This window comes from Bacillus sp. FSL P4-0248 (assembly GCF_038593305.1).
GTDB classification, from domain to species: domain Bacteria; phylum Bacillota; class Bacilli; order Bacillales; family Bacillaceae; genus Bacillus; species Bacillus safensis.
The window spans coordinates 942,098-963,906 of the sequence record NZ_CP151983.1 but is presented as its reverse complement, the minus strand read 5'-3'; the positions used below and the strand labels follow the sequence as shown (position 1 = coordinate 963,906).

At 40.1% G+C, this 21,809-nt stretch carries 23 protein-coding genes; 12 read left to right on the top strand and 11 right to left on the bottom strand.

Annotated elements, in window-relative coordinates:
- The first annotated feature begins 57 nt into the window (after positions 1 to 57).
- Positions 58 to 261, top strand: a complete 204-nt coding sequence (locus NST65_RS04810; RefSeq protein ID WP_024425744.1) for an alpha/beta-type small acid-soluble spore protein — start codon at positions 58 to 60, stop codon at positions 259 to 261.
- 285 nt (positions 262 to 546) lie between these two features.
- Complete coding sequence (locus NST65_RS04805) at positions 547 to 1,164, top strand: NAD(P)H-binding protein (RefSeq protein ID WP_024425743.1); 618 nt, start codon at positions 547 to 549, stop codon at positions 1,162 to 1,164.
- 116 nt (positions 1,165 to 1,280) lie between these two features.
- Here NST65_RS04805 and NST65_RS04800 read toward each other — a convergent pair whose 3' ends face one another.
- Together NST65_RS04800 and NST65_RS04795 are read right to left on the bottom strand one after the other, a co-directional pair.
- Positions 1,281 to 3,296 (bottom strand): ABC transporter ATP-binding protein, encoded by a 2,016-nt coding sequence (locus tag NST65_RS04800; RefSeq protein WP_111927066.1) that lies wholly within the window; start codon positions 3,294 to 3,296, stop codon positions 1,281 to 1,283.
- Positions 3,293 to 5,050, bottom strand: coding sequence for an ABC transporter transmembrane domain-containing protein (locus tag NST65_RS04795; RefSeq protein WP_111927064.1), 1,758 nt, complete (start codon positions 5,048 to 5,050; stop codon positions 3,293 to 3,295). The genes NST65_RS04800 and NST65_RS04795 overlap by 4 nt, the downstream gene beginning before the upstream one ends.
- A gap of 556 nt (positions 5,051 to 5,606) precedes the next feature.
- Here NST65_RS04795 and NST65_RS04790 point away from each other — a divergent pair.
- Positions 5,607 to 6,113 (top strand): universal stress protein, encoded by a 507-nt coding sequence (locus tag NST65_RS04790; protein ID WP_034282233.1) that lies wholly within the window; start codon positions 5,607 to 5,609, stop codon positions 6,111 to 6,113.
- A 45-nt stretch (positions 6,114 to 6,158) separates the two neighbouring features.
- Here NST65_RS04790 and dat read toward each other — a convergent pair whose 3' ends face one another.
- Positions 6,159 to 7,016, bottom strand: coding sequence for a D-amino-acid transaminase (dat, locus tag NST65_RS04785; RefSeq protein ID WP_111927062.1), 858 nt, complete (start codon positions 7,014 to 7,016; stop codon positions 6,159 to 6,161).
- 296 nt (positions 7,017 to 7,312) lie between these two features.
- Between dat and NST65_RS04780 the strand changes: the two genes are divergently transcribed.
- Positions 7,313 to 8,167, top strand: a complete 855-nt coding sequence (locus NST65_RS04780; protein ID WP_342489330.1) for a polysaccharide deacetylase family protein — start codon at positions 7,313 to 7,315, stop codon at positions 8,165 to 8,167.
- Between the two features lie 40 nt (positions 8,168 to 8,207).
- On the opposite strand, the gene NST65_RS04775 is transcribed toward NST65_RS04780, so the two are convergent.
- The 3 genes from NST65_RS04775 to NST65_RS04765 form a co-directional block, all read right to left on the bottom strand.
- The gene (locus NST65_RS04775; protein WP_111927060.1) at positions 8,208 to 8,954 is read right to left on the bottom strand and encodes an NAD-dependent protein deacylase; all 747 of its coding nucleotides are present in this window, start codon (positions 8,952 to 8,954) and stop codon (positions 8,208 to 8,210) included.
- Between the two features lie 14 nt (positions 8,955 to 8,968).
- A complete protein-coding gene (locus NST65_RS04770; protein ID WP_111927058.1) occupies positions 8,969 to 10,057 on the bottom strand; it encodes a mechanosensitive ion channel family protein in 1,089 nt (362 codons plus the stop codon).
- A 164-nt stretch (positions 10,058 to 10,221) separates the two neighbouring features.
- Positions 10,222 to 10,323 (bottom strand): YhdX family protein, encoded by a 102-nt coding sequence (locus NST65_RS04765; RefSeq protein ID WP_017360338.1) that lies wholly within the window; start codon positions 10,321 to 10,323, stop codon positions 10,222 to 10,224.
- Positions 10,324 to 10,628: 305 nt separating this feature from the next.
- On the opposite strand from NST65_RS04765, the gene NST65_RS04760 reads away from it, so the two are divergent.
- The 3 genes from NST65_RS04760 to crcB (NST65_RS04750) are packed head-to-tail and all read left to right on the top strand — an operon-like array spanning position 10,629 to position 12,111.
- On the top strand, positions 10,629 to 11,345 hold the full coding sequence (locus NST65_RS04760; protein ID WP_046310396.1) for a glycerophosphodiester phosphodiesterase family protein: 717 nt from the start codon (positions 10,629 to 10,631) through the stop codon (positions 11,343 to 11,345).
- 4 nt (positions 11,346 to 11,349) lie between these two features.
- Positions 11,350 to 11,745: a fluoride efflux transporter CrcB gene (gene crcB / locus NST65_RS04755; protein WP_046310394.1), complete on the top strand. Its 396-nt coding sequence runs from the start codon at positions 11,350 to 11,352 to the stop codon at positions 11,743 to 11,745.
- Positions 11,746 to 12,111, top strand: a complete 366-nt coding sequence (crcB, locus tag NST65_RS04750) for a fluoride efflux transporter CrcB (protein WP_034282241.1) — start codon at positions 11,746 to 11,748, stop codon at positions 12,109 to 12,111.
- Here crcB (NST65_RS04750) and NST65_RS04745 read toward each other — a convergent pair.
- Together NST65_RS04745 and NST65_RS04740 are read right to left on the bottom strand one after the other, a co-directional pair.
- Positions 12,108 to 12,500, bottom strand: a complete 393-nt coding sequence (locus NST65_RS04745; protein WP_046310392.1) for a hypothetical protein — start codon at positions 12,498 to 12,500, stop codon at positions 12,108 to 12,110. The two genes, crcB (NST65_RS04750) and NST65_RS04745, sit on opposite strands and share 4 nt — an antisense overlap.
- Positions 12,501 to 12,590: 90 nt before the next feature.
- A complete protein-coding gene (locus NST65_RS04740; protein WP_041116973.1) occupies positions 12,591 to 13,973 on the bottom strand; it encodes a hemolysin family protein in 1,383 nt (460 codons plus the stop codon).
- Positions 13,974 to 14,310: 337 nt separating this feature from the next.
- On the opposite strand from NST65_RS04740, the gene NST65_RS04735 reads away from it, so the two are divergent.
- Together NST65_RS04735 and NST65_RS04730 are read left to right on the top strand one after the other, a co-directional pair.
- Entirely contained in the window at positions 14,311 to 14,751 is a 441-nt protein-coding gene (locus tag NST65_RS04735) for a MerR family transcriptional regulator (protein ID WP_111927056.1), read from the top strand.
- 58 nt (positions 14,752 to 14,809) lie between these two features.
- Positions 14,810 to 16,141, top strand: coding sequence for a hemolysin family protein (locus NST65_RS04730; RefSeq protein WP_034282244.1), 1,332 nt, complete (start codon positions 14,810 to 14,812; stop codon positions 16,139 to 16,141).
- Between the two features lie 39 nt (positions 16,142 to 16,180).
- Here the strand turns inward: NST65_RS04730 and NST65_RS04725 are convergent, their stop codons facing one another.
- Positions 16,181 to 16,783, bottom strand: coding sequence for a 1-acyl-sn-glycerol-3-phosphate acyltransferase (locus tag NST65_RS04725; RefSeq protein WP_024425286.1), 603 nt, complete (start codon positions 16,781 to 16,783; stop codon positions 16,181 to 16,183).
- A gap of 370 nt (positions 16,784 to 17,153) precedes the next feature.
- Here NST65_RS04725 and NST65_RS04720 point away from each other — a divergent pair, with 370 nt between their 5' ends.
- Genes NST65_RS04720 through NST65_RS04710 form a run of 3 tightly spaced genes read left to right on the top strand, consistent with a single transcriptional unit; the run spans position 17,154 to position 18,974 of the window.
- Positions 17,154 to 17,645: a sigma-70 family RNA polymerase sigma factor gene (locus NST65_RS04720; protein ID WP_024425287.1), complete on the top strand. Its 492-nt coding sequence runs from the start codon at positions 17,154 to 17,156 to the stop codon at positions 17,643 to 17,645.
- Positions 17,638 to 18,696 carry an anti-sigma factor gene (locus NST65_RS04715; RefSeq protein ID WP_046310389.1) on the top strand — a complete coding sequence of 353 codons (1,059 nt, stop codon included), beginning with the start codon at positions 17,638 to 17,640 and terminating at the stop codon, positions 18,694 to 18,696. Before NST65_RS04720 ends, NST65_RS04715 begins: the two co-directional genes overlap by 8 nt.
- Complete coding sequence (locus NST65_RS04710) at positions 18,684 to 18,974, top strand: hypothetical protein (RefSeq protein ID WP_024425288.1); 291 nt, start codon at positions 18,684 to 18,686, stop codon at positions 18,972 to 18,974. The genes NST65_RS04715 and NST65_RS04710 overlap by 13 nt, the downstream gene beginning before the upstream one ends.
- A 64-nt stretch (positions 18,975 to 19,038) precedes the next feature.
- Here NST65_RS04710 and NST65_RS04705 read toward each other — a convergent pair whose 3' ends face one another.
- Positions 19,039 to 20,439, bottom strand: coding sequence for an amino acid permease (locus NST65_RS04705; RefSeq protein WP_024425289.1), 1,401 nt, complete (start codon positions 20,437 to 20,439; stop codon positions 19,039 to 19,041).
- A 452-nt stretch (positions 20,440 to 20,891) separates the two neighbouring features.
- Complete coding sequence (locus NST65_RS04700) at positions 20,892 to 21,722, bottom strand: C40 family peptidase (protein WP_041116968.1); 831 nt, start codon at positions 21,720 to 21,722, stop codon at positions 20,892 to 20,894.
- Between the last annotated feature and the right edge of the window lie 87 nt (positions 21,723 to 21,809).

The following is a 21,809-nucleotide window of genomic DNA, read 5'->3' as shown; positions in this document are numbered from 1 at the left end:
CGATTCCAGCAAACCCAACCAAAAAAACAAATCATATACAAAAAGGAGAATCACATCATGGCTAATTCTAATAGTTCAAACCAATTACTAGTTCCTGGAGCAGAGCAAGCGATCGATCAAATGAAATACGAAATCGCTTCTGAATTTGGTGTAAATCTTGGAGCAGAAACAACATCTCGTGCTAACGGTTCAGTTGGTGGAGAAATTACAAAACGTCTTGTGTCTTTCGCTCAACAAAACCTTGGCGGAACAAAAGCTTAATTTCATATCTGGATCATAGAAGGCACCTCTTATGGTGTCTTCTTTTTTTGTTTTTATCCCTCACCAAACTCCTTTCAGCTCATATCATGTAGTAGAAAGGAGCGGATCTTCATGGACATTTTTTCTGGTATGAACTTTGAACTTTTACAATTTGTAGGGATCTCTCTATTATGTGAATATGCTCATAGTATTCGGTCCTTTCATCTTTATAAAAAAAGCATCACATAAAAGTTGTACCAATTTGGGTTCTTTTCACTTATAGTATGTAGTGGAGGGATCGAACAGATGAAAATAGCTCTTTTCGGTGCTCATGGACGTGTAGGACAAGCATTTCTTCGTTTCGTTCAAGTAGATGAGCGTTACATGGTTCGTTCATTGATTCGGACAAACCGAGAAGAAATGCTTGCGGGTATGTTTCAAGTCACCGGCAATTCAAGAAATCGAGAAGATGTGCTTGAGACAATCAAAGGAGCAGATATTGTTGTGAGCTGTCTATCAACAGATGGTGATGATACATTATCTGTTTCAATGGAGCATATCGTACAAGCCATGAAGCAAACGAATACATCAAGAATTATTACAATTGGTACAGCAGGCATTTTAAAAGCAAGGCAGCAGCCGGAGCTCTACCGTTTTGAAACAAATGAATCAAGACGGACCACTTCCCGAGCAGCTAAAGAGCATGCGAAAGCGTTTGAAATCCTTCAATCGACTGATCTAGATTGGACCATTATTTGTCCAACCTATTTACCAGATGGAGAAGTGACACGGTCATATCGCTATGAGAAAGATTTTCTCCCTATAGATGGAAAGAAAATTTCAGTTGAAGATACCGCACACTTTTTATATCAGCAGTTAAATTCGAAGGAGTTTGTACATCAACGCGTCGGCATCGCTTATTGATGATGATGCCTGTCCAAACAATATAACCAGTAAAAGTCGAGGACAGAACCCTCGACTTTTTCATGCAAAGGAAAGAGCCTCTTCCAATTGAATGAGGCTCTTTTTTCTACTATTCATCAGCTGTTTGCAACAGCACCTTTTTGCAGTTCATACATTTGTGCATACAGCCCTTCTTGCTGCATGAGTTGTTCATGACTGCCACGCTCGACGATTTCACCTTTTTCTAACACCAAGATCATATCGGCTTTTTTAATAGTGGATAATCGGTGAGCGATCACAAAAGTCGTTCGTCCTTCTTTAACTACATCAAGCGCCCGCTGAATGATCGCTTCTGTTTCTGTATCAATGTTCGCGGTGGCTTCATCTAAAATTAAAATCGCTGGATCGTACGCCAATGCGCGCGCAAATGAAATCAACTGACGTTCCCCTGAGGAAAGGGTGCTTCCCTTTTCAACGACTGGTTCATCAAAGCCTTCTGGCAGGTGCTTCAATAACTCTGCGGCACCTACTTGCTTTAATGAGGATTCAATCGTTTCTCTTTTGATGTCTTCATTCCCTAAGCTCACATTGGAAGCAATCGTTCCAGAAAATAAATACGGGTCTTGCAGCACAATGCCCATTTGTTTACGGAGCGTTTGGCGCGACTGATCATAAATGCTTTCGCCATCTATGAGAATGTCTCCTTGCTGAATGTCATAAAAACGCAGCAGCAAGTTCATGATCGAGCTTTTCCCAGAACCAGTATGCCCCACAAGTGCAACCGTTTGACCTTTCTTCGCTTCAAACGTAATGTTCTTTAAGACATTTTTCCCTTCATTATAAGCAAAGGTGACATCTTTGAACTGAACGTGTCCCTCCAGCTTCTTCTGAACAGGTTCTTCCACTTCTGTTCCTGGTTCATCTAATAACCGGAAAACCCTTTCTGATGAAACCCTTGCTAATTCCAACCTAGAGAACTGATTCACAATGCCTGTAATCGGCTGGAACAATCGATTTAAATAATCGACAAACGCATAGAGCACACCAATGGACACAATGCCTGTCGCACTTAGCGACGCACCGCCAAAATACCAAATGAGTGCCACATATGCTAAATTTCGCAGCAAGTTAACCAAGTTATGTGAAAGAAGTGAATTTAAATGCAGCATCTTTCGCTGATATCGAAAGTGATTGTTGTTCAGCTCATCAAATTCCTCTTGCGTCGCTTTTTCATGACGAAAGGCTTGAATGATTGTCATCCCTTGAATGGCTTCATTTAGTTTGGCATTAATTTCACTGATGATCGAACGAATGCGGTGATTGTACACTGATGCAAACTTTCTGTAAGTCATCGACCATAGGAAAATAATCGGTACTGCTACCAAACAAATGAGTGCCAGCTTTACATTTAACAAAAACATGGCAATGTAAATCCCAATCATGTAAATGGCACTCGTCACGAAATTAGCAAGGACTGTTACATATAAATCACGAATGGTTTCCGTGTCATTTGTGATTCTCGCGACAACCTTTCCAGCCGGTAAATTATCAAAATATCGGATCGGCAGTGTTTGGATGTGCTCAAATACGTCTACCCTCATTTTTTGAATAATTCGATTTGCAATCCTCTGGAGCAAATAATGCTGCCCATACTGAAAGAAAATCGCAACGATGAGCAGTCCTAAATAAAATAGAACAAGCTGCACCAAACCACTGATTTCTGGCTGATAAAAAGCGAAAATCTCCTCTTTTGATAAACGCTGTACCTCATAGGTCTCACGCTCGTTTCCATTATCAATGGTGAGCTGATCTCCCGATATTTTTCTGTTTCCATCAAAACGAATCGGCTCATTCACAAAATAGTAACCGAACCCGACTTGCACTACATTGATTTGCTTTCCAGAATCCATTCCATTATTTAATCGATCGCTTCGTATATAGTTATTTCCCTGGTAATAAACGGTTTTGTCTGTCTTTTCATTGACCTCGACATACGGTTTTTCTACACCTAAAATATGATCATCAATCATTTTCTTCCCAATAAACGGTCCTGTCAGCTCAGCACCAACTGCAATCATTAGAAAGATTAAGGCAACAGACAATACTTTCTTATATAGGAGTGCGTAGGCAAGGAGTCTTCTTCCTGTTGTCATGCCTCATCCCCTCCTTCCAGCTGATTTGTCAGCTGCTGACGCAAAAATTGTTCTTTGTACCACCCATCCTGCTGGATGAGCTCGTTGTGTGTGCCCTTTTGGACAATGCGTCCCTCTTCCATGACAAGAATGAGATCCGCATGTTCAACAGCTGATAGGCGATGAGTTGTAATAAACGTCGTTTTGCCATGACGGTTTTGTCTTAGATTTTCTAAAATAGCGGTTTCTGTTTTTGCATCTACCGCAGATAATGAGTCATCCAGAATTAAAATGTCTGGATCAATTAATAAAGCACGTGCAATGGATATTCGCTGTTTTTGTCCGCCTGACAGCGCCACACCTTTTTCCCCAACCATGGTTTCCAGACCCTCTGGCAAAAGGCGTAAATCCTTTTCAAAATAAGCATCTTTGATTGCTTGTGCTAACTCATCTTGTTTCGCGTCACGATGACCAAAGCGCATATTCTGTTCCACGCTTTTTGAGAAAAGTATATGATCCTGCGGTACATATCCGATCCATTGAAATAACTGATCTAATTCAATGTTTTGGATCGGAACACCTGATAGCAAGATTTGCCCATCACCTGCCGGGTACTGGCGCAGAAGCTGTTTGACAATGGTCGTTTTACCGCTTCCTGTTTTGCCTGTAATCCCAATCGTCTGTCCTTTTCGAACGGTAAAGGACACATCAATGAGATTATCTTTAGATGAAGTTGGATACCTGAATGTCACATGATCGAACTCAATATCTCCAGGCTCTTGTAACGTTTTCGGCTGAGCAGCATCTGTTACGTCCGGCTTGTAGCTGAGTGTATGATTTAACCGGTCTAACGACGCATTTCCTCTTTGCATAATATTAATCAATTCGCCGATCGCAAACATTGGCCAGATCATCATGCCAAGATAGACGTTAAATGCAACAAGCTCCCCAATGGTTAAATCACTTTGGAACACGAGATAGGCTCCGTAGCCAATCCCTATTAAGTAGCTGATCCCCACAAGTAATTTCACTGTCGGTTCAAATAAAGAATCAATGGTCGCCACTCGCATGTTTTTTTGGAATACATCATCTGTCATTTCGCGAAAGCGTTCGACATCTTGTTTCTCCTGTACAAAAGAGCGAATGACCCGGACGCCTGCCACTGATTCAAGAACGCGATCGTTCATATCACCAAATGCATCTTGAGCGACTGTAAAGCGATCATGGATTTTGCTGCCATAAAATGCAATCAAGAGCGCCATCAGCGGCATAGGGATAATCGCCATTAAGGTTAATTTCCAGCTAATCGTCAGCCCCATCGTGAAGAAGATCATCAGCATATAAGCAGTGGAATCAACCAAGGTCAGAACGCCAAAACCTGTCGTTAAGGCCACAGCATTCAAATCGTTTGTACCTAGTGCCATTAAGTTGCCTGTTTTTTTCTTTTCATAAAAGGTAGGCGTCATCTTAAGCAAGTGGCGCATCAGTTTCCCGCGCATCACACGCTCCATGACATTTGCGCCGCCAAATAACTGATACATCCAAAAATATGTAAGTGTATAGACGACGACACCTAGTAAGCAAAAAATGGTCACATAAAACACAATACTGGATGTTGTAAATTGACCAGAACGAATGTCATCAACTGCCTGGCCAAGGTATCTTGGCGGCAGCATTTCAAGCACATTCACAATGAGCAGGAGCGTAATAGCAATCGTATAACGCCTCCACTCTTGTTTAAAGAACCAGCCTAATTTCGCAAATACTGAAAACATGTTTGTCTCTCCTTTTCAAGCTAGCCGCTTTCTAAATTTTCCTGCAAGTCACCTTGTTTCGTTTTTTGAGTTTTTGTCATTTGTCTTGATTTTGGCATGTTCACATGCTTTCACTCCTCTTCATTTATTCGTTGATCTCCATCCCATTATTTCGAAATGCGAAATGAATTCAACAAAAAAAGAGGCCACCAGCTTGCTGGTACGCCTCTTTTCGTCATGTAAAAAGGCGCATGTTGACAAATACGCAACATACGCCTTGATTCATCCGATCAATTGGAACAGACGAGTTCCTTTTCAATGACCAATGAAGGTGTAATTGTCACGTGAATCAACCCATTCATGCAGTTTGATTTCATTCTTCCAATGTTGCACATGACATTTCCTCCTTTTGGCTCTTGAATCTTTTTTTATCTTATAGTGGCTGTCACTATTTTGTCAATAAAAATTTTTCAATAAATGAAATTTTCTAACAAAAATCATTCTCCTTCATGTGTATCTTTTTCTATTAACGGGTATACCATGAGTGTAAAGACTCCTTTTGAAAGGAATGAGGACATTGTTTCAAGCTGATCGGATGGTCGTAGCGTTTGATGGACATGAAGACAGTAAGAAAGCATTAAAAAAGGCAATCGCTTTAGCTAAAACCTTACATGCCAAGCTGACCGTTACCTATGCACATGATGGCAAAACAGACAGACAGGTGTTTGATGCACCGCGCCCAATGACTGGCGGAGCTTATATCGGCGGCGGTACGGCAGATCTTCAAACTCCCCCTGTATATGTACCTCACGATGAACAGCAAAGTCCCTTGATTTTTGAAGACCATACAGAAGAGGTCGTTGCGGAAGCACGAATGCTTTTAAATGAGGAGCAGTTTGAGGCTGCCATTGAAATTGTAGAAGGAGAACCAGCAGAAGCGATTATCGAATATGCGGAGGAAATATCAGCAGACCTCATCGTCATGGGAGCACGTGACCAAAGCAGATTGAAAAAAATGCTGTTTGGCAGTGTGAGTGAAAAGTTATCAGCAAAATCAGATATACCTGTGCTTATTGTGAAATAAATGCATCACAAAAGGCTGTAAACATTGGTTTACAGCCTTTTTTATTTATGAAGAGATGGATGCTTCACTTTCATGTTTAATTTTTTGCTGGAAGCCTTCCTGTACGCGCTTTGTCAGCTCTCCTGGAACGCCTTCCCCTACGGGCTCGCCATCTATTTCAACAATCGGAATAACTTCAGCTGTCGTCGAGCTGATGAAGATTTCCTGAGCGCTCAGCAGTTCTTCTTTGCTTATACGAGTTTCTTCAACCGTACATCCTTCTTCCTCACATACCTCCAGCAGCTTTCTACGAGTAATGCCGTTTAAAATGAGATTGTTTGCAGGATGAGTACGAATCACGCCATCAATCACGGCATATACATTCGAGGAGGTTCCCTCGGTCACAAAACCGTTTCTCACAAGGATTGCTTCAAACGCACCAGCTTCAGATGCTTTCTGCTTTTCCATGATGTTATATAAAAGATTTAAGCTTTTGATATCACACCTTAACCAGCGAAGATCCTCAGATAAAATGGCTTTTGCCCCAGCTTTCTGCTCTTGAACAGGCTTTTTCACCTGGAACGTATATGCCGTGATTTGAGGAGTAAGAGAATCACTATATTGATGTTTACGAGGGGCGACACCCCGCGTGACTTGAATATACACACCGCCATCTGTTAATTGATTGTGAGCGACGAGCTGTTGTAACTTTTCTTCCATATCTGATACTGTACCTTGCAGATGAATGCCAATTTCCTTTGCACTCTTGAACAGACGCTCTGTATGTTCCTTTAACGTAAACAAAGTACCATTGTATACACGGATGACCTCATAGACTCCGTCACCAAATTGATAGCCTCTGTCCTCAATATCAACATGTGCATCCTTTTTTTCAATGAAATCTCCATTGTACAATATTTTCATATGGAATCTCCCCTTCGCTTTGCAATAATGGTTGAATCTGATGCTATCTTAGCGGATAAATGGGTTCGTTTCAATGATTATTCAGAATTATTTCACATCATATGAAATGGATAACCTTTCATTGTAACAAATATAGATTGATAACCAAAAAGATTCCAGTTTTTTAGCATCTTCTATATTCATAGGCTCTTTTTTCCTGTATACTTACTCCATATAAACACGACAAAAAACAGCGAAATAAGACAGAATCCACTACATGATTCGACACAAATTTTTGATTTATTGGAGCGATTGTAATGCAACGGGTTAAAAAAAAACAGACACCTTCAAACACAATGCTGCTCTCAAAGGCGATTGGTTTTGTCATCCTGACACTAATCCTCTTTTTTATTTGGGATATGTCCAAAACCAATATGCAGGCAGCAGATCAGCCGGCTAAATTGTCTGCGAGCAGTCAATTTAGGGACACAAGTACTAGTATGAAAGCAAAAGATGCTTCTCGGAAAACATTAGATGCACATTTTAAGATCAATTCAAATAAACATATAACGGATCAAACGATCTTTTTAACCTTCGATGATGGTCCATCAGCGACTTCAAATCAGCTGTTAGATGTGCTAAAAGCGCATCAAGTGAAAGCCACATTCTTTATGCTCGGACCGCAGATTAAAGAACACCCGGCAGCAGTGAAAAGACTCCATCAAGAAGGTCATCAATTAGGGCTTCATGGTATTACCCATGATGTGAAACGCTTTTATCAAAAAAGTGATTCTCCTGTTAACGAGATGAAGGAAGATCAGCGCATTTTGGCTTCTGTCACAGGTGAGTATACCCATCTTGTAAGAACACCTTATGGCAGCACCCCAAATTTAACCGATCAGCAAAAAGCACGTTTAAAACAAAAAGGCTTTGTCTACTGGGACTGGACCACTGACAGTCTTGACTGGAAATATAAAAGCTCAAAATATGTACCAGAGGTATTAAATCAGCTGCAAGTGCTGGAGACAAAATATCCAAAAGAACCAAAAATCATCTTAATGCATGATCAGCCGGCGACGGCAAAATACTTAAGCAGCTTAATTACGCAGCTAAAGGCAAAGGGCTATACATTTGAAGTCCTTGATGAAACAATGAAGCCGCTGCAGCAATAAAGTAAAACCCGCACCTTTAGGATGCGGGTTTTTTAATGATTTATAAAGCTTTCACGAGATCGCCAATTCGCTCATGAAAGACAAGATCAAAAAGCGGATCGAATTCTGTTTCACTCAAATTCATCATCACCATGAAGATGGAAGGATCATGAGCTGCATCTTCTGGAATATATCTTGCTGGCGCTACCTCCAGGGAAGTCCCCATGACGAGGAGCATGTCCGTTTTCTGAAGTGATGTCTCCACTTGGTCTAAATGTTTGACCATATCGCCAAATAGGACAACATCTGTTTTTAGCACACGTCCACACGTACTGCCGTCTGAGGAAACCTTTTGACAGACCGGCACCTCTTCTTTTAATAAATAAGGCAGATCATATACCGCGTGGCACGATGGACAAGTAGCCGTTTGAATGGAGCCATGGAGTTCATATACATGCTGGCTTCCCGCCTTTTTATGAAGACCGTCAATATTTTGGGTAAAAATATCCACATGCTTCCCTTGTTGCTCAAGGCTGGCTAAAAAGGTATGCCCGCTATTTGGTTCGTATTCTCCACTCATTTTCATTTGAAACAAATCCTTAAATTTCGGCCAGAATTGATGAGGGTTTGATAAAAAGTAGGACCGGCTCATCGCCTCCATGCGGGAAGTATCTTCTGTCCACAGACCACCCGTTGATCTAAAATCAGGAATACCCGATTCTGTACTCATACCTGCACCTGAGAGTACTGTGATATGTGAAGCCTGCGATAATTTCTCTCTTAGTGCTTCCACTTTTGTTTGATCCACGCACCATTCCTCCTTTATTCACCCAGCTGCTTCTCACCTTTTTGTTTCATATAAATGGCCTGACCAGGGAAAGCAAATTCTACGCCTTCCTCGTGGAAAATATCTATGATGCGATAGTTAATATCCTGCTTAATATCAAGGTTTTCAGACCAAGCTGTCGTATTTGTGTAAAAGTTGAAAAACAAGTTCAAATAGCTGTCTGCCAGTACATCGAGATTTACCATAATCGTCTCTTTATGCACCCCATCATGTTCGTGAAGCATCTGTTTGAGACGCTTAATACACTGATCAATATTTTCCTTTGGTGTATTGTAGGAAACGCGAACAGAGAACGTAATCTGACGTTTATTCATTCTTGTCCAGTTTGTGATTGGCTCCTTAGAAAGCGTAGAATTCGGAACGGTCACGACGGCTTCAGCAGGTGTTCGAAACCTTGTGCTTCGAAATGTAATGTCCTCCACAGTCCCAAGTACACTTGGTGTCTCCACAAAGTCGCCCATCGTAAAAGGCTTCTCCGTAATGATGACTATCCCTCCAAAAAAGTTAGCCACTGTATCCTGAGCAGCGAGCGCAAATGCTAAACCACCTAGACCAAGCCCTGCCACAAGTCCATTTACGTCATAATTAAATTCTTGAGCAATGACGCTAATACTCAGTGCAATAATAATGAAACGAAGTACCTTTGATAAAAATGGTGCTAAAATATCATCCATATCTAATTCAAATTTCGAATTGACCTTTTGAAACAAGAAAGAAGATGCAGCGGTTAAATTACAAAGCCCCCACGTCAGCATTAATATAATAGAAGATCTATACAATTTAATGATGATATCCATATGATGCTCAAAGTATGGTGCCTGTCTTAACGCAAAATATAAACCAAGTGCCACGAAAAACAGCCTGGCTGGTTTTTCAAATGCCACAACAATTTGGTTAATGACCTCCGTTTTAGACCGATTCGTCAGCCTAAACAGAAGCTGAAATAAATACTTCGTAAATACTTTCCGAAGCAATAAAAAAAGCAATAAAATACAAAGGCTAATACCAATTTGGATCGCAATATCTATTGTAAAATATGTATCCATCCATTTTTGTGTAAACATGTCTGTCTCTCTCCTTTAAAACAATCCTCTCTAGTTTATAATATAACCTTCGTTCATGTCCTCTCTTAAATGTCTGACCTCTACATAAAAAGCCTCGGGACTGATCCCGAGGCATGAAGTTCAAATATGAAATTTTGGCTAGAGACATATCGACGGGCAGCAAACTACTTTTTCTTCTGAGCCTGATCAAGGAGAGTCGCTTTAAACATTTCAGCATCCGTTTCAGCCTTAATACGTTCTTCCACTCTAATTCTCCCTTTACCCAATCATCTCGCCTCCTTTTCATCATTATAAAACATCAGAATTTTCAGTCAACATGACGAAAGCACTAATATTTTGACGAACGCTGACGATTTGGACAAAATTGATCGAAGAAAAAATGATGTAGTTCAGATTTACTCAATAAGAGCTTGGGATATTCCTGCAACTTTTCACCTTTTATACACGATGCTTTCTCACCACACGCCATGTTCCATTACATACAGCTCTCCCTCGTTCCATATAGTAAAGAAGGAAAAACAGCAAAAATTTGATATGATAAGACCAGAACTTATGTCAGGAGCTGGAGCATGTGTATATTATCGCGCATAGAGGGTCTTCAAGCGCTGCCCCAGAAAATACAATCGCCGCATTTGATTTAGCTGTTCAGCAAGGTGCGGATTATATTGAGTTAGACGTCCAGCTGACAATGGATCAGCACGTAGCCGTCATCCATGATGATACCGTTAATCGAACAACTAACGGAAGCGGCTTAGTGAAAAGTTATACACTTGATCGGCTGAAGAAACTGGATGCAGGAAGCTGGTTTGATTCACAGTACGCCAACGAACGAATTCCCACCTTACAGGAAATTCTTAAAAGGTACACTCATCGTGTCGGGATACTGATTGAGATCAAGCATCCAAAACGGCAGATTGGGATTGAAAAGGCAGTTGTCGACATCATCAACCGGTTTGCCTATTCCCGTCACATCATGGTTCAATCTTTTGATGCCAATGCACTTCAAAGAGTCAAAGCTTACGCCCCTTCTCTTCGAACAGCTTTTATTATAAAACCCTCTGCCTTTAAACTGACGAAAAGGAAATTAGCGGAGTACAGCTCCTTTGCGAATTGCCTTAATATGAAGAAAACGATGATCAACAGATGGTGGATTGACCGCATCCACTCATTTGGAATGGATGTCTTTATATGGACAGTGAAAGATCAAAAAACAGCCGACAGGATGAAAACATACCTCATTAATGGAGTGGTGACGGATCACCCGCCATTTTTTCTAAAGGAGAAATGATTAAATGAAAGCATATCTCGCCGTATTTATCGGTGGATTGGTTGGTACCCTTTGCAGATATGAACTTAGCCAATCCGTTGTCAGCCAGACATTCCCCTATGCAACACTGATTGAAAACATGACAGGCAGTCTGTTTCTTGGCTTTTCAACAGGATATTTTATGTTTCGGAAAGGAAAAAAATATCTTGCTGCATTGATCGGAACAGGATTTTGCGGTGGTTTTACGACAATGTCCACTTTTTCTAAAGAAACGGTTCTCTTATTACAGGATGGACTGTTCACATCAAGTATCATGTACATTCTACTCTCAGTGATTGCTGGAGTGGGCGCTGCCTTATGTGGACTGATCACCGCTCAGCGCCTCTTTCAACAAAATGAGCAGCCGAAAGGAAGCAGATAAATGATTGTATTTTATACAGCTGTTGCCGGCGGGATGGGCAGTGCCCTTCGTTTTTTCCTCAGTCAATCGATTCAGAAAACCAAGTTTCATACTCGTTTTCCGTATAGTATTATTCTCATCAACTTACTCGGCGCTGCCGGTTTAGGTTTACTGACAGGTGCAGTGTCTGACAATGATCCGCTGCTTATGATCATTGGTACTGGGTTTTTCGGTGGTTTTACAACATTCTCTACATTTAGTGTAGAAGCTGCGTCCATGCTGCATGAGCGGCAAATTGGACTTCTTGCTGTCTACTTGCTGGTCACAATCATCGGGTCTTTATGTCTCTTTGCTGCGTTTTATCAAATAGGACAGCATCTTTTTTAAATATTGGTAATGGCGGCTAAGCTGATGAGCAGCTGATCCATGAGCTGGCGCTTCATCAAAAAGAGTGTTTTTTCACTATAGCCAATTTCCATTGCACACTTTGCCATCCGCCAATCTCGAAAATATTTGTAATCGATGAGCTGCTGCTCTATTTCGTCCAACTCTTTTAATGCCGTTTCAATACAAGCAACGATGAGTTCATACTGACTTTTTTGTTCTTCTAACTTTTTCCGTGTTATGTGGTCGAGATGATGCGGGCTTCTTTTTTCAAGCTGCCTTTCGATATTTAAGATTGCTGCTTGATAATTTTTGAAATTCTTTAAATGAAACTCAATTCGTTTCATTGAGGTTTTTTTCTCCGTGATACTTGCTGTTTCATACCAAAGCATGTCCGTCCCCCTCTATCGAACGTTTGTTCTTATTATATACCGAACACATATTCGTATAAAAGAGACTAAATACCTAAAAAAACCTTGAGCTTATTTTTCGCTCAAGGTCATTTCGTTTACTAAAAGCGGCTCCTTTATATCAAGCCCAGTGCGTGCGCTGCCTTTTTCTGACGATGTGACGCCTTTTTTCAAATCGATCTTTTTAACGTAGCGTCCATCCATTTCCAGCACTTTCATTCGAATATCATCAAGATAGACGGATTGTCCTTCTCTGATATCAATATTCTCTTTTAAGATGAGTCCGCCGATTGTATCAATTTCCTCATCATGATAAGAGATCTCGATCAAATCTTGAACTTCATCTAATCTCACTTTGCCATCTAAAACATAATGATGATCGGCTCTTTTTTGAATAACTGGCTGCTCATCTTCATCGAATTCATCTCGAATATCTCCGACAATCTCTTCTAAAATATCTTCCGTTGTGACAAGTCCAGACGTTCCGCCATATTCGTCAGTTAAGATCGCCATATGCATTCTATCACGCTGCATCTTAACGAGAAGCTCTTGAATAGGAATCGTGTCGATGACCTCAATCACTGGATATATATAATCTTGAATTTTCAGTTGATCTTTTTCTCCTTGATACACAAGATCTGCAAAGAGCTGCTTTTTGTTCAGCATGCCGATGACATGGTCTTTATCTCCTGAAAAAACAGGGAAACGTGTATACTTTTCCTGCGTCATGATGGCGAGGATATCATCTAACGGCATATCTTCTGGAATCGCACAAATTTCTCTCCGCGGTATCATGATCTCTCTGGCAATTCGATTATCGAAATCGAAAATCTTGTTCATATAATTATATTCTGATGGGTTGATTTCCCCATTTTTTAAGCTCTCAGATAATAAAATCTTCAATTCCTCTTCAGAATGGGAATGTTCTTTTTCAGACCCCATATCGATGCCCATCATTTTAGTTAGCAAACGGGCTGATCCGTTTAACACATAAATGAAAGGGAACATAAGGATATAAAATGCATGCAGCGGGCCAGACAGCCATAGCGTCATTTTTTCCGCCTTTTGAATGGCAAGCGTTTTTGGTGCAAGCTCACCTACAACTACATGCAAAAAGGTAATAATAGAGAACGCAAGTGTTGCTGAGATCAGGCTGATTGCTGAATCAGGAATGTTTGTCAAACCAAAACCTCGAACCAAAAGTTCTTTCACAGCCGGCTTACCAATCCACCCTAAACCAAGGGATGTCACTGTAATACCGAGCTGACAGGCTGACAAATATTCATCTAGCCTTGATGTCACCTTTTTCGCCATGATGGCCTTTTTGGACCCTTCGGCAACAAGCTGATTAATTCTTGAACTTCTCACCTTTACTATGGCAAATTCAGATGCAACAAAGAAAGCTGTTAAAGCAATCAAAACACCGACTATACTCAGATTAACAATATCGTCCATTTAACCTTGCTCTTTCTTAGAAGAACAAGGAGTCACCTCCTGATTGATGATGTTATGTTTTGCAAAACGGTTAACTGATTAAATAAGACTACATTGAGGGCCCCACTTAACCACCTCCGGTTCACGTAAAATTCCGCCTCTCTACATATATATGAAACGGTATTCATTTTATCTTACCATAAATAATCTGAAAATTCCTGTATCATCATGCTGTTTTTGACATGACTGACTAAATTGAGGGAAATCCTCCTCTGTTTCTTCTTATTGGCAGGAAATATGAACAATTAACTTGTGTTTCAGACTAGAATTATATTAAACTATTTTCATAAACTATAACGTGACGGTTAGGAGGAGATGTTCAGATGGGGCTGAGAAAAAGTATCGTATTGGTGAACTAGCACAGATTGCACAGGTGACGAAACGAACTGTAGATTATTATACAAATCTAGGTTTGCTTGCGCCTGTTAGATCTTGCTCAAATTATCGTTATTACGATGAATATGCTTTAAAACGATTACAATTAATCGTTCTTTGCAAACAGCAGAGATTGGCTCTTGCTGACATCAAATCCAGATTAGATGAACAATTCCCTTCTCAAAAGGAAGATCATGATGAACTTGTCCATTTAACCTCTGATATCGATCGGATGAATGAGCATATGGACCGCATTTTGGCACGTTGTAAGCAGCTTCAGCCAGAACAACGTGAAAAACTAAAAGAGCAGCTTACTCCTGAAAAAATGACGGCTGTCCAATCATTTTTACTGCTGTTAAGTTAAAATTTTTACTAAACAGGAGGTGTTACCTTCGTTCTCAAAGTCAGAACGAAGGCCTTAATTGGACATAGTTAATTTACTCATAGTCGCTTTACTTATAGCTTTAACCGCGTTTTTCGTTGCATCAGAGTTTGCGATCATTCGCTTAAGAAGCTCAAGAATTGATCAGTTAATCGCAGAAGGTAATAAAACAGCAGTTGCTGTCAAGCATGTAACGACTCATCTTGATGAGTACCTATCAGCCTGTCAGCTTGGTATTACCATTACCGCCCTTGGTATTGGTTGGTTAGGGGAAGAAACAATTGCGCATATGCTTGCGCCGCTCTTTGCAGAGCTGTCCATTCCTCAATCAGCTAGTTCTATTGTCACTTTTATTATTGCGTTTAGTATCATGACGTTTTTACACGTTGTCGTTGGAGAACTTGCACCGAAAACACTCGCCATTCAAAAGGCTGAGCAAGTATCCCTTCTTTTTGCTAGACCACTGATGATCTTTTACAAAGTGATGTTCCCGTTTATTTGGGTATTAAATGGATCTGCTCGTTTGTTAACGAAAGCGTTCGGTCTTCAGCAAGTATCTGAGCATGACATGGCGCACTCTGAGGAAGAATTGCGGATTATTTTATCAGAGAGCTATAAGAGCGGCGAGATTAACCAGTCTGAATTCAAATATGTAAATAAAATTTTCGAATTTGATGACCGTCTGGCGAAAGAAATTATGATTCCTCGTACCGAAGTTGTCAGCTTCCCATATGATATTACCATTGAGGAAATGCTGAAGGTAACAAAGGTAGAGAAATATACACGTTATCCAATTGAAGATGGCGACAAAGACAACATTATCGGTGTTCTTAACATTAAAGAGGTTCTCACTGCCTGCATTAGCGGTGAGTGCTCTACAAGCGATACGATCGAAAAGTTTGTAAATCCGATTATTCATGTGATTGAAACGGTTCCTGTTCATGATTTACTGCTCAAAATGCAGCGTGAACGTGTACACATGGCCATTTTATCAGATGAATATGGCGGTACAGCAGGTCTTGTCACTGTTGAAGACATCCTTGAAGAAATCGTTGGTGAAATTCGTGATGAGTTCGACATTGATGAAATCAACGAAGTGCGTAAACTTGGAGAAGACCATTACATCTTTGATGGCAAGGTTCTTGTTGATCAAGTCAACCTGCTATTAGGTATACAGCTTGATAATGAAGAGGTCGACACAATCGGCGGCTGGTTCCTTACTCAGAAATATGAAGTAGAGAAAAATGACGCCATTCGTGAACAAGGCTATGAATTTATTATTAATGAAGTCGATGGACACCATGTGGCATACATCGAAGTAAAAAAGTTAAATGAACAGTTATTAGAAGCAGCTGAAGAAGGCGCTTCTTAAGACAAAAACGACCCTTGCCTAAGCAAGCGGTCGTTTTTCTTATGCCTTTTCCATTAATTGAGCTTCTAGCTCTTTGATTCTTGTGTTTAATACTTCTGTCATGGCACCTAATCTTTCTTTTGGCGGCAGATGGTCAAATTCAGACAGCTCAATCGGTTCACCGATGATTAAGCGCATTTTCCCTTTTTTGAAAAGGCTTTTCGCATTTGAAGGTCCTTTGTATGCGGCTGGAACAATTGGCGCTTTACCGAGCTGCGCAATGGTAACCGCTCCTCTTTTTAAAGGAACATCCTCTGTAGTACGTGTGCCGCTTGGAAAAATCCCAACGATCTTTCCCTCTTTTAATAATTTAATGGGCGTTTTAATACTGCTTGGCCCAGGATTCTCTCGATCAACTGGAAAGGCATGAATCTTTTTTAAAAATCCACCGATCCATTTATTTGCAAACAATTCTTTTTTCGCCATGTAGTGGATCTCAAACGGAAGAATTCCTGCGCCTAATGCAAGAACATCCACAAAACCCTCATGTGTACAAGCAATGACAAAACCCCGATCAGTTGGCAGATTCTCTTTTTGATATACTTTGATTCCACCTCGGAGACCAAATAATAATTTGACGGTATAGCCTGAAAATTTATACATAGTGCACTTCCTTTGTTTGAAGAATGAAGGATTTGTCTCTATTATAACAAATTTTTTATTACCTGGTACTAAAAATTTGTACGCAGTCCAATCCTCCCTATTTTTTTCGTTTAAAATGAACGTTCTGACTGTATTCAAGCACAAGGTTTTAGGGGAGAATAGAATAGGAATTGTGTCCAATTTTGTCGTTTTTCGATGTTTTTTCCTGATTTGTTCTATTGAAAATACTTTATAAATGATGCAAATTTCGCTATGATAAGGAGAAATGATTTTGATTCGGCGAAAGAAATGAGTAATGTACGGTAATGAGAAGTTTCGTGCAACTTTATGCCTTTCTTATGCGTGTATAACATAGAGGGGAGAAAAATCAGTGACGATCGATGAAATTTATCAAATGTATATGAACGATGTTTACAGGTTTCTGCTCTCCATGACAAAAGACAAACATTTGGCAGAAGACTTATTGCAGGAAACCTTTATGCGTGCGTATATACATATTCATTCCTACGACCATAGCAAAGTGAAACCTTGGTTATTTCAGGTGGCACGAAATGCTTTTATTGATTATGTCAGGAAACATAAAAAAGAAGTGACCATATCGGATGACCTCATTGGCGGTCTTTTACAAACGTCTGTACAAAGCCCTGCTGAACAGGTTGAAATAAAGGAAGTTCTCACCATGTATTTGGAGCAGCTTCCAGATAACTACAAGGAAGCGTTGACATTGTATTATTTAAAAGAGCTAAATTACAAGGAAGCATCCAAGGTCATGAATATTACTGAAGCAAATTTTAAAAGTGTTTTATTTCGTGCAAGGCAGCGCCTAAAAGCACTTTACAACAGAGGTGTTAATGATGAATGAAGAGTTTAACAAGCGATGGGAACAATATAATAATGGTGAGATGAATGAGGAAGAAATGATAGCGTTTGAAGAAGAACTTGAAGAAAACGAAAAACGCTTAAGCCAGGAACTGAACGACTCAGATTGGACAGATTTTTCCATCAGTCCTGAGAAGCAAAAAGCCATTTTACAATACGGAAAAAGAAAGTCATATTTACGTATTTCCGTACTTGCTGTCATATCGACACTCATTATTTTACCGCTTTGTACATTAGGAAGTTATTTATACTACGGCGTTGGCGGCGCCGAGAGCAAAGGCAATCACTTCATGGAAACAGCAGCTGTCACCGTCGCTTTAACCAAACCAAACGTGGCCATTGATATGAAGGATTTAAAAGGTCAGGTCAAACTTTTTGGGATGAACACCGAATTGAAGCTGCAAAAGCAAATTGGCAATAAAACAGAAGCTATTGGCAGCGAACAAATCGAGATGTTTTTCGATAAATTAAAGCAGCCTACCATCTCTTATTATGGTGACAGCGCACGCGAAACGGAGGGTTTCTTTACCCATCCTTCGGCGCAGGCAGATGCCTCAAAAAAACAAACACTCACTACGTTAGACAAGCTTCCTGAAGGAACAGTAAGTGAAGTGTATGTATCCTATGACAGAGCTTACACACCAAAGGATGTTTATTCCTTTGCTAAAAAATACGATATGAAAGTGCTGTGGAATGCGATTAAAACAGAGGATTCATTAAGTGGAAATCAGCGGCCAATCGGCTTTCCTGGGAAGGACTCTGAATTTTTAAAAGAGCTTCAGCACACATCAAAAACTGAGGTAGATCAATTCAAAGATGCCCTTGCTTATGTTAATCAGCACCCGACATGGGCAACAACGATCTCTGGCAGACCTGATCTTGACCTGTCTAATCGTATACGCTATATCGATCAAAATGGCGTCACGGTTTATGGCTCTGTGGTCACTGGGCCTTCAAAAGAGATTGAGAAATTTGTAAAGACAAAACGCATTAAAACGGCAAAAGTGAGCGAGGTGGAATTATGGAATTGGTAAGAATTTTTAAAGAGCATAATGTATTTGGCTGGATTTCTGTCGGCACAGCGATATTATCCCTGCTCATGCTAAACCTCGCCATTATCAGCAACGTGACATTTTATTCTTTTCAAATGCTTCCTTTTGCAATGGCCGCAGTTCCATTTGGCATTATTGAACTGTTCATTAAAAAAGGCCGTACGGGTCCAGGTTTCCTCGGTGTCGTACTGAATATCTTTGTCATTGTTTGTGTCTATGCCATCGTATCAATCGATGTCGATCTTCAATTAGGTTTTTAATCAGCACTCAAAAGCAAAAGCCCGTGTTACTTGACTAATGCCAAGCATCACGGGCTTTTTTCATTTATTTTTTATTCAATTCTGAATGCTTTCTTGAATATAAGAAATACACAACCAGCCCAATGGCAAGCCAGATTAAGAAACGTACAAAGGTGATTGCACCAAGCTTATAAATGAGCAATCCGCAAGATAGAATAGCTAAGATCGGAATAAGCGGAACTGCCGGGCATCTGAAGGCTCTCGGTAAGTCCGGCTGCGTTTTTCTCATCACAATGACCGCCACTGATATCAAAATGAATGCTGAAAGTGTCCCGATGTTCACTAAACTTGCCAGCTCATCAAGTGGAATAAATCCACCCATTAATGCTGACAATGTACCGAAGAACAATGTATTGATGTAAGGAGTTTTATGCTTTGGGTGAACTTTTGATAATACCTTTGGCACCAAGCCATCACGAGACATAGCAAACATCACGCGTGTCTGGCCGTACAGCATGACAAGCATCACGGTTGTCATCCCTAGAATCGCTCCGACATCCACAATACCAGCCACCCAGTTTTGTCCGGCTACTTGTAAAACGAGAGACACTGGATGTGATACTCCTTCAAAATTCATAAAAGGAACGATGCCCGTCATAATCGCACTGACAACGACATAAAGCAGCGTACAAATCAATAAAGAAGTAATAATTCCTCTAGGCAGGTTGCGTGATGGATTTTTTGTCTCCTCTGCCGCAGAAGCAACTGCATCAAACCCGATAAATGCAAAGAATACTAGGGCTGCTGCACTTAAGACCCCTGATGTCCCAAATGGAACGAATGGTGTCCAGTTTTCAGGTTTTACATATTTCACAGCGACTAAAATAAAGAGCAGAATCACAGCAATTTTCATAATAACCATGATGTTATTTACTCGTTTTGATTCTTTAATACCAAAGTACAGCAGGAAGGTGATGACCATTAAAATAATAAATGCTGGAAGATTAAAATATGTCACTTGCCCCTTTAAACCACCTGGAGCTGCTGTTAACTCAACTGGTATATGAATCCCTATCCCATTTAAAAAAGACACAAAATAGCCTGACCAGCCCGCTGAAACGGCACTAGCGGCCAGCATATATTCTAATATTAAATCCCAGCCAATGATGAATGCTAGAAATTCCCCCATTGATGCGTACGTAAATGTATACACAGACCCTGATACAGGCACTGTTGAAGCAAATTCCGCATATGACAGTGCTGCAAACAAACAAGCAAGACCTGCGATGACAAATGATAGCACAAGTCCTGGCCCCGCAGTGACGGCTCCTGTACCTGTTAGAACAAATATCCCTGTCCCGATAATGGCTCCAATGCCCAGCATGGTTAAATCAAATGAACCCAATTCCTTTTTTAATGCTTTTTCCCCTTGTGTTGCCGCAATGAGCTCTGAAATGCTCTTTTTTCTAAACAACGAATTGCTCATACCATCACTCCCAAAACTTAGTATCAGTCTAAAGACGCCACATTCATATAATTCACAATATTTTCTGAATATTTAGATTAAATTTAGCGCAATAAATTGGTGGCGTAAAATTATTATATATGAAAATTAAAAAATGAAAACACTTTTTTAAAAAATAGAGTGGAAATTCTTATATATCAACGAAAATATTGTCAATAAAACGGTTAGATTTTCTTCAATCCTTATTCAATTGATAGTTTGTCTCCCTCTATTTATGATACAACATGGAAGATTATATTTTTTTCATATACTTATTATTCAACAAAAATAAGACCCTTTTTTTAAAAGCGGGGTCACAATTATGTTATTTTAAAGCCTTTAGACCGATAGTGATCTATGAGAAAAAGACCAGTTCTGCGGCACAAATGATATATGAAAAAAGAGACTGCTTCATAGCAGTCTCTTAAAATGAATTAGTTTACAAATGTTTTCGCTCCAAGATAAATAGGCTTCCAATAGCTTGATGTCATATCACTGATCGTTACACCGTCAGAAGCAGCATGGATAAACTTATTGTTCCCAAGGTAGACACCCATGTGAGATGGACCCGATTTATACGTTGTAAAGAAGACAAAATCTCCAGCCTTTGGTTTGGATACACTTTTCATCGATCCCCAGAAACCTTCAGTTGTTTGTCTTGAAATCTTTTTTTGTTTGTTAATGATATACCACATAAATCCGCTGCAATCAAAGCCCTTCGGTGTCGTTCCACCCCATCTATATGGAGTACCGTTTTGCGCTTTAGCATCTGCTATGAGCTTAGACGTGTTTAAGGAAGAAGTAGAGACTGTTTTTTCTTTCACAGGTTTCGCCTTTACTTTAGACGTCTTTTTCACCTTTAGCTTTTGCCCGATTTTAATGAGGTCTGTTTTAAGTTTATTTAACGATTTCAACTCTTTCACAGTCATCCCGTATTTTTTGCCGATCTTAGATAATGTATCACCTTTGACAACTTTATGAGTGGCAGTTGCTGAAGCCGTTTTTACTTTTGTTGTTGTTTTTGATGTCTTCACTGCTTTTTTCGAAGAAGTGCCATTCACTTTTAAGGTTTGTCCAACATAAATCACGTTAGATTTCAGCTTATTGTCTGATTTAATTTTGCTCACGCTTGTTTTGTATCTTTTCGCTAGAACAGAAAGAGAGTCACCTTTTTGAACTTTTACTGATTGTGCTGAGGCAGCGCCGGCAAATAATGTCGTCCCAAGTAGAACTGCACTTGCAGCTGTGATCAATTGTTTTTTCATTTGTTCCTCCTGTATGTATCTATCTGATCCGAATTTTTATCTACTCCCTATTATAAGGATCAAATACCAGAAGAAATAGTCTTGACT

Excerpts from the sequence above, each read along its gene's own strand:
- NST65_RS04800 (WP_111927066.1), bottom strand. The coding sequence starts at position 3,296 with ATGACAACAGGAAGAAGACTCCTTGCCTACGCACTCCTATATAAGAAA.
- NST65_RS04780 (WP_342489330.1), top strand. The coding sequence starts at position 7,313 with ATGCAACGGGTTAAAAAAAAACAGACACCTTCAAACACAATGCTGCTC.
- NST65_RS04805 (WP_024425743.1), top strand. The coding sequence starts at position 547 with ATGAAAATAGCTCTTTTCGGTGCTCATGGACGTGTAGGACAAGCATTT.
- crcB (WP_034282241.1), top strand. The coding sequence starts at position 11,746 with ATGATTGTATTTTATACAGCTGTTGCCGGCGGGATGGGCAGTGCCCTT.
- NST65_RS04770 (WP_111927058.1), bottom strand. The coding sequence starts at position 10,057 with ATGTTTACACAAAAATGGATGGATACATATTTTACAATAGATATTGCG.
- crcB (WP_046310394.1), top strand. The coding sequence starts at position 11,350 with ATGAAAGCATATCTCGCCGTATTTATCGGTGGATTGGTTGGTACCCTT.
- NST65_RS04745 (WP_046310392.1), bottom strand. The coding sequence starts at position 12,500 with ATGCTTTGGTATGAAACAGCAAGTATCACGGAGAAAAAAACCTCAATG.
- dat (WP_111927062.1), bottom strand. The coding sequence starts at position 7,016 with ATGAAAATATTGTACAATGGAGATTTCATTGAAAAAAAGGATGCACAT.
- NST65_RS04740 (WP_041116973.1), bottom strand. The coding sequence starts at position 13,973 with ATGGACGATATTGTTAATCTGAGTATAGTCGGTGTTTTGATTGCTTTA.
- NST65_RS04705 (WP_024425289.1), bottom strand. The coding sequence starts at position 20,439 with ATGAGCAATTCGTTGTTTAGAAAAAAGAGCATTTCAGAGCTCATTGCG.
- NST65_RS04795 (WP_111927064.1), bottom strand. The coding sequence starts at position 5,050 with ATGTTTTCAGTATTTGCGAAATTAGGCTGGTTCTTTAAACAAGAGTGG.
- NST65_RS04700 (WP_041116968.1), bottom strand. The coding sequence starts at position 21,722 with ATGAAAAAACAATTGATCACAGCTGCAAGTGCAGTTCTACTTGGGACG.
- NST65_RS04725 (WP_024425286.1), bottom strand. The coding sequence starts at position 16,783 with ATGTATAAATTTTCAGGCTATACCGTCAAATTATTATTTGGTCTCCGA.
- NST65_RS04710 (WP_024425288.1), top strand. The coding sequence starts at position 18,684 with ATGGAATTGGTAAGAATTTTTAAAGAGCATAATGTATTTGGCTGGATT.
- NST65_RS04810 (WP_024425744.1), top strand. The coding sequence starts at position 58 with ATGGCTAATTCTAATAGTTCAAACCAATTACTAGTTCCTGGAGCAGAG.
- NST65_RS04715 (WP_046310389.1), top strand. The coding sequence starts at position 17,638 with ATGAATGAAGAGTTTAACAAGCGATGGGAACAATATAATAATGGTGAG.